Origin of the sequence: Duganella sp. S19_KUP01_CR8 (assembly GCF_036688705.1) — a bacterium.
Lineage (GTDB): Bacteria > Pseudomonadota > Gammaproteobacteria > Burkholderiales > Burkholderiaceae_D > Rugamonas.
The window spans coordinates 101,943-108,108 of the sequence record NZ_JAQQPR010000024.1 but is presented as its reverse complement, the minus strand read 5'-3'; the positions used below and the strand labels follow the sequence as shown (position 1 = coordinate 108,108).

General features: G+C 67.3%; 7 protein-coding genes. 1 reads left to right on the top strand and 6 read right to left on the bottom strand.

Annotated elements, in window-relative coordinates; all coding sequences use genetic code 11:
- The 6 genes from V6M89_RS22470 to V6M89_RS22445 all read right to left on the bottom strand — a co-directional run.
- A partial coding sequence (locus tag V6M89_RS22470) for an FkbM family methyltransferase (RefSeq protein ID WP_332855266.1) occupies positions 1–1,105 on the bottom strand: 1,105 nt, incomplete at its 3' end.
- Positions 1,102–2,325 carry an ABC transporter ATP-binding protein gene (locus tag V6M89_RS22465; RefSeq protein ID WP_332855265.1) on the bottom strand — a complete coding sequence of 408 codons (1,224 nt, stop codon included), beginning with the start codon at positions 2,323–2,325 and terminating at the stop codon, positions 1,102–1,104. The genes V6M89_RS22465 and V6M89_RS22470, both read right to left, overlap by 4 nt.
- Complete coding sequence (locus V6M89_RS22460; RefSeq protein WP_332855264.1) at positions 2,325–3,125, bottom strand: ABC transporter permease; 801 nt, start codon at positions 3,123–3,125, stop codon at positions 2,325–2,327. Before V6M89_RS22460 ends, V6M89_RS22465 begins: the two co-directional genes overlap by 1 nt.
- A 226-nt stretch (positions 3,126–3,351) precedes the next feature.
- Positions 3,352–4,149, bottom strand: a complete 798-nt coding sequence (locus V6M89_RS22455) for a PIG-L deacetylase family protein (RefSeq protein WP_332855263.1) — start codon at positions 4,147–4,149, stop codon at positions 3,352–3,354.
- Positions 4,139–5,011: a GNAT family N-acetyltransferase gene (locus V6M89_RS22450; protein ID WP_332855262.1), complete on the bottom strand. Its 873-nt coding sequence runs from the start codon at positions 5,009–5,011 to the stop codon at positions 4,139–4,141. Before V6M89_RS22450 ends, V6M89_RS22455 begins: the two co-directional genes overlap by 11 nt.
- Positions 5,008–5,385: a GtrA family protein gene (locus V6M89_RS22445; protein ID WP_332855261.1), complete on the bottom strand. Its 378-nt coding sequence runs from the start codon at positions 5,383–5,385 to the stop codon at positions 5,008–5,010. Before V6M89_RS22445 ends, V6M89_RS22450 begins: the two co-directional genes overlap by 4 nt.
- Before the next feature lie 432 nt (positions 5,386–5,817).
- On the opposite strand from V6M89_RS22445, the gene V6M89_RS22440 reads away from it, so the two are divergent.
- Positions 5,818–6,114: a GIY-YIG nuclease family protein gene (locus V6M89_RS22440; protein WP_332855260.1), complete on the top strand. Its 297-nt coding sequence runs from the start codon at positions 5,818–5,820 to the stop codon at positions 6,112–6,114.
- Positions 6,115–6,166: the final 52 nt, after the last annotated feature.

Genomic DNA, 6,166 nt, shown 5'->3' with positions numbered 1-6,166 from the left:
CGGCCAGGCGCGGCAGGCTGTTGTCGCCGCGCCGCAGCACGGCGCGCAGCGGCGCGGTGAGGCGCCACGAGCTGCTGGCGTACACCGCGGTCAGGCGCTGCTCCAGCTGCTGGCCCCATTCGGCGTTCTGGTGCAGCGTGGTCTCGAGCTGGCGCGCGGCCGCTTCGGCCTGGCGCAGCTCGGCCTGCAGCTGCAGCACCTGGTCCTGGCGTTGCTGCAACTGGTGCGACAGCTGGCGCGCGCGTTCGGCGCCGCTGCGCTCGGTCTCGGCCAGCGTCTGCTGCAGTTCGGCGCCGCGCTGGACCGCGCGCTCCACGTCCTGCTCCAGCGCGCTGCTGCGGGCGTCGGCCTGGCGCGCCAGTTCCCAGGTGCGCTCGACCTGGCGGTCCAGGTCCTTGCCGCGGGCCCAGGCCTTGTCCAGGTGGTGGGTGATGAAATCGTCGAAGACGTTGGGCTGCAGGTGCAGGCGTTCGGCCAGCTCGGCGTGCTCGTCGGCGACGTAGTAGCGGTTCAGGCCGTCGAACCAGGCGTACTGGTAGCCGTGGCCGGTGACCAGCGCTTCCCAGGCTTCGTGGTTGCTGTCGCGGCTGTTGGGCATGATGGCTTCGACCACCACGATCCACGGCCGGCACAGCGTGAAGTCCATGCCGCGCAGCACGTCGCCCTCGAAGCCTTCGACGTCGATCTTGAGGAAGTGCACCTCGCCGTGCACATGCTCGCGGCAGATCTCGGCCAGGGTCAGCAGCGGCACGGTGTGCTCGACCACCTGGTGGCCGTGGGCGCGGTGGGCGGCGGCGACCTCGCTGTCGGTCGAGGCCCAGCCGTTGACGGCGGGGATGTCGAACAGCGTGATGCTGCCGCTGGCGGCGCCGGCCGCCACGTTCAGGTTGATGTCGCGCGGGCGCTGCGCGCGGAAGGCCGGGCCGTAGGACGGCATCGGCTCGACGTTGATGCCGGACCAGCCCTGGTCGTAGAAGGCCTTGGTGACCGAGTGCAGCTCGGGATCGTTGGCGCCGACGTCGATGTAGAAGCCGGCCGCCACGTCCTGCAGCGCGCGCCGCAGCAGCACGTCCTCGTAGTTCTGGGCGTAGGAAATAAAGCTCATGCGTGGGTGATCTCGATGGCGGGGTCCAGCCAGGCCGACCCTTCAAAATGGGGGCGCTGCATGTTCACCACGGTGAACACCAGCGCCAGGTCGCGCCACTCGTAGTTGTTGACCAGGTGGGTGGCGGTGCTGACGATGGCGGTGGCCACCGAGTAGCTGCCGGCGCCCAGGTTGGCGGCGAAGCTGAAGCTGTAGGTGACGCGCTGGCCGGCCTGCATGTCTTCCAGCGGCAGTTCCTTCAGGTGGGTGTTGGTGCCGTACATGGCCTGGCCGAGCCGGTCCTTGATCATATAGCCCAGCACCATGCGCGGGATGGCTTGATGCACCGCCACCGTGATGCGCAAGGTCACCTGCTGGCCGACGTCGACCACTTCGACCGCCTCGCCGGCGTCGTTCAGCAGCACGATCTCGGCCACGGTGGCCTCGCCGGTGCCGGAGGTCACCTGCAGCTTGCCGTCGTCGCGCTGGTTCAGGCGCAGCGTGCTGTTTTCGCGTTCGGCGATCATGGCGTTGTAGTAGTCCATGATTTCCTCCGGCTTGCCTTCGCGCGCCAGGCGGCCGGCGTCGAGCAGGATGGCGCGGTCGCACACCGACTGGATCGCCTGCTTGTCGTGCGACACCAGCAGCAGCGTGGTGCCGGCGCGGCGGTACTGGCGGATCCGCTCGAAGCTCTTGTGCTGGAAATAGGTGTCGCCCACCGACAGCGCCTCGTCGACGATCAGGATGTCCGGGCGGCGCGCGGTGGCGACCGCGAACGCCACGCGCATCTGCATGCCGCTCGAATACACGCGCACCGGCTGGTCGAGGTAGTCGCCGATCTCGGCGAAGGCTTCGATGTCGGGCATCAGCGTGGTGATCTCGTCGACCGTCAGGCCGATCAGCTGGCCGGCCATGTAGACGTTCTGGCGGCCGGTGAAGTCGGGGTGGAAGCCCATGCCCAGCTCCAGCAGCGCGGCCACGCTGCCCTGCATCGTGACGCTGCCGGTGCTGGGCTGGGTGGTGCCGGTGATCAGCTTGAGCAGGGTGCTCTTGCCGGCGCCGTTGATGCCGATCAGTCCGACCGCTTCGCCCGGCGCCACCTGGAAGCTGACGTCCTGCAGGATCCACTTGAGCTGGTGGCGCGGGCCGTTGAACGGCAGCATCCATTCGCCCAGCCGCGACCAGCGGTTGGGATAGAGTTTGTAGGCCTTGCCCAGGTTGCTAACAGTAATCGAGCCCATCAGAGTTCATCCACCATTTCGCCCGCGCGTTTGCGGAACAGTTGCAGGCCCAGCACGCACGCCAGCAGCGCCAGCACGGCGGCCGGCAGCAGCTCCATCCACTGCGGCGCCTGGCCGCTGACCAGGATGGTCTGGTAGGACTGGATCACGGCCGCCATCGGGTTCCACACCAGCAGGCCGCGCACTTCGGGCGGCAGGATGGTGGCGGGGTAGACGATGGGCGTGAACCAGAACCAGAACTGGATGAAGATCTGGAAGAACTGGCCGACGTCGCGGAAGAAGACGTTGAGCACGCCGAGCACCATGCCGACCCCGATCGCCAGCGCGACCTGGATCAGCAGCACCGGCAGCAGCGCCAGGAAGACCCAGCCCGGGAACTGGCCGGACGCCAGCAGGAACACGGTGAACAGGCCGAAGATGATGCCGAAGTTGACCAGCGCGTTGAGCACCACGATCAGCGGCAGGCAGATGCGCGGGAAGCTGATTTTCTTGAGCAGGTTGGCCTGTTCCAGGAACATGTTTTGCGCGCGCGAGGTGATCTCGGCGAACATGCCCCAGGTCAGCACGCCGGCGCACAGGTAGATGCTGTAGCCGTACTCGCTGGCGTTGCCCGGCAGGCGGTTCTTCATCACCTGGGAAAAGATCAGCGTGTACACCAGGATCATGGCCAGCGGACTGAGCACGGTCCAGGCGGCGCCCAGCATGGTGTTGCGGTATTTGGACTGGAATTCGCGCTTGACGCTGCCGAGCACGAAGCCGCGGTAGCGCCACAGCCCGTGGAGCATGGCGAGCGACATCATGCGGCCCGTGCGCGGCGCGGTGAATGAGGGAAGGGACGGCGAACTGGCATCATTTACTGGGGGCGGGCACGGAAATTACGAGACGGCGATTATACCGCACCCCTTGTTACGTAAGTAACATGTTACAGCTTGTCACACTGCGTTCCATCGTTCCCGCGCAAGCGGGAATCCATGCTGCGCTTGCGTTGATGCGGCTTATGGATTCCCGCCTGCGCGGGAATGACGGCTATCCGGCCGGCGGCGCGCTGTTGCGCAGGTAGCCGGCCATGTCGGCCTGCAGCTGTTCCCAGGTGTAGAAACGGCGATTTTCATAGTACAGCGGGCCGGGGTGCGGGCGCTGCGCCAGCCGCGCCGGCGTGGCCGCCTGCAGCGCCTGGCGTCCGTTCAGCAGGGCGTGCGCCAGCACGAACGGGAACAGCCCGATCCAGGTGATCCGCTGCGACGGGTAACACAGGCACAGGCGCAGATGGCGCAGGCGCGCCCTCCACGGCACGGGCGTGCTTTCCAGCGGGCCGTTGGCGGCCAGCGGCGACAGCACGCGGAACAGCGGACCGGGGCAGCGGTAGGCGTTGTACAGCGCGTACTGGCGCAGCAGCCGGCCCAGGCCCAGGCCGGCGGCGGCCTGCACCGCCAGGAAGTGCAGCGCGTCGTGGTCGTGGTGGCCGCCTTCCCAGGCCGGCGCGCACAGCAGGCGCAGCTCGGCGGCCGGGTCGGCCGACCACGTGGCCAGCCATTGCTCGATCCAGGCGCCGGCCGGCTGCAGCTGGCGCGGCAGGCTGGCGTCGACGATGGCCAGCGCGTCGCCGGCGAAGAGCATGTCGTCGTCCTGCACGCCGAGCCTCGCCAGCACCCGGCGCGACTCCTGGTTGCGCCGCTCGGCGCTGCCGTGCGCGCCGTGCGTCAGGTAGGCGCAGACCACCCGCCAGCCTTGGCGGCGGCAGTCTTCGATGGTCTGGAATACGCCGAACTCGTCGTCCTGGTGGGCGAACAGGAACAGCGCGACCGGCTGGCGTTCAGTAGGCATCGAAATCGAGGAAGGTGAAGTGGATGCGGGCCGGATCGAGCGCCGCCACGCGGCCCGACAGCGAGCGGTAGATCAGGTTCAGCGGCGACGGCCGCAGGCGCTGCGGGATGCTCGGATAGAAGGGGAAGCTGCGCTGGCTGTCCGGCAGCAGGCCCAGGTACAGGCGCAGCGGCGAGCGGCTGCCGGCGGCGGCCGACACCGGCTGGGCGGCGCCGCCCACGTCGGCCGGCAAGTCCAGTTCCAGCTCGGCGTAGGCGCGCGCCGGGCCCAGCGCGGCGGCGTCGAAGCGCCAGCGGCGGCGCTGGCGCTGCGCGTGCACCGGGTTGTCCGGGTTGGCGCAGCGCCAGGCCAGGCTGGCGGCGCTCCACAGGCGCTGGAACGACGGCGCCGGATCGCGCGCCGGCGCCGGCTGGCCGACCGGACCGAGGCCGACCCGCGCCTCCAGCGGGCGCACCAGCTGGAAGCCCAGCTTGCGGATGAAGCCGGGCGTGCTGTTGGCGTTGGCCACGCCGTAGACGCCGTCGTAGCCGGCGTCGCGGCCGGCGTCGAAGGTCTGCTGCGCCAGCTTGGTGAACAAGCCCTGGCCCTGGTAGGACGGATGGGTGGCGGTGTTGAGCGAGAGCAGCATGCGCGCCTCCACGCCTTCCAGCCGCACGCGCGCCGGCACGCAGACGTAGTGGGCGGCCAGGGTGTCGCCGTCCCAGGCGTCGTAGCCGACCGCCGGACCGTCCGGGTTGTCGGCGTACAGCCATTGCAGATAGGCCGGGGTGAACTTGGTGGCGCCGGGGAAGCAGGCGGCGAACAGGGCGCCGTAGCGCGCCAGGGCCTGCGCATCGGTGCGCAAGGGAGCGAATGTGATCATTTGAAGACCCAGTATTTACTCAAGAGATAACCGTTGACCGCCACCAGCGGCAGCGAGGCCAGCTTGCCCGCCAGCGCCCAGCCCAGCAGCGATTGCGCCAGCGCCACCAGCGCCACCGTGATCAGGTAGTTGGCCGCCACCACGCACAGGTAGCGGGCGACGGTGGTGCTGCTGCTGAGCTGCTTGAAGGTGACCTTGGCGTGGAACGCATAGTTGACCACCAGCCCGGCCACGAAGCCCGCCGAGGCGGCCGCGACCGGCGCGGCGCCGCCGCCGATCAGCAACTGCATCAGGCCGATGTCGATCAGCGCGCACAGCAGGCCGCCGGCGACGAACAGCAGGAACTGCGGTTGCAGCAGCGCCCGCTTAAGCATGGTGGCCCGGCGGCGAGGGCATGACGGCGGCGGAGGTGCGGATCGGCGAGGCTAGCGGCATGGCGGACAAAAGTGAGGGGTTGGCGCGCTGACGAACGGGCGCAGCGGCAGCGCCGGACGGCGATTATACCGCACACTATTGTTACGACAGTAACAGTTACAGCTTGTGACAACCGCGAAATGCTCCGTCGTTCCCGCGAAGGCGGGAATCCATACTGAGCTTCCCTGTGCGGCAGTTTATGGTGGAATGCCGGCATTCTATGAATTCCCGCCTGCGCGGGAATGACGTGCTAGTGGTGATTCCGTCATTCCCGCGAAGGCGGGAATCCATGCATTGCCTGAATTCCCTCCGTGGAACCTCACAACTGAGGTAGATCAGCCCCAGGTCAGCGCGGCTGAGAGACCATTTTTCTCCATGATCGGATGGAGAAAATGATGAGTAAAGAAAGCTATGTCTACATTCTCGCGAGTGCTCGCTACGGCACCTTGTATATCGGCGTGACATCAAATTTGATCCGGCGTGTGTGGCAACACCGCGAGGGTCTCGCAGAAGGCTTCACCAAGGAATATGGTGTTAAACGCCTGGTCTGGTACGAACAACATACCGAGATCCTGGCGGCAATCACACGGGAGAAGCAGATCAAGAAATGGCGCCGTGATTGGAAGATCGAGTTGATACAGAAATCCAACCCGATGTGGCGCGATTTGTTCGAGGATTTCACCGGATGAGCTAAGGACGTGTTCCCGCCATTCCCTCCATACTGAGCTGCCCTCTGAGGCG

Excerpts from the sequence above, each read along its gene's own strand:
- V6M89_RS22440 (WP_332855260.1), top strand. The coding sequence starts at position 5,818 with ATGATGAGTAAAGAAAGCTATGTCTACATTCTCGCGAGTGCTCGCTAC.
- V6M89_RS22445 (WP_332855261.1), bottom strand. The coding sequence starts at position 5,385 with ATGCTTAAGCGGGCGCTGCTGCAACCGCAGTTCCTGCTGTTCGTCGCC.
- V6M89_RS22465 (WP_332855265.1), bottom strand. The coding sequence starts at position 2,325 with ATGGGCTCGATTACTGTTAGCAACCTGGGCAAGGCCTACAAACTCTAT.
- V6M89_RS22455 (WP_332855263.1), bottom strand. The coding sequence starts at position 4,149 with ATGCCTACTGAACGCCAGCCGGTCGCGCTGTTCCTGTTCGCCCACCAG.
- V6M89_RS22450 (WP_332855262.1), bottom strand. The coding sequence starts at position 5,011 with ATGATCACATTCGCTCCCTTGCGCACCGATGCGCAGGCCCTGGCGCGC.
- V6M89_RS22460 (WP_332855264.1), bottom strand. The coding sequence starts at position 3,125 with ATGATGTCGCTCGCCATGCTCCACGGGCTGTGGCGCTACCGCGGCTTC.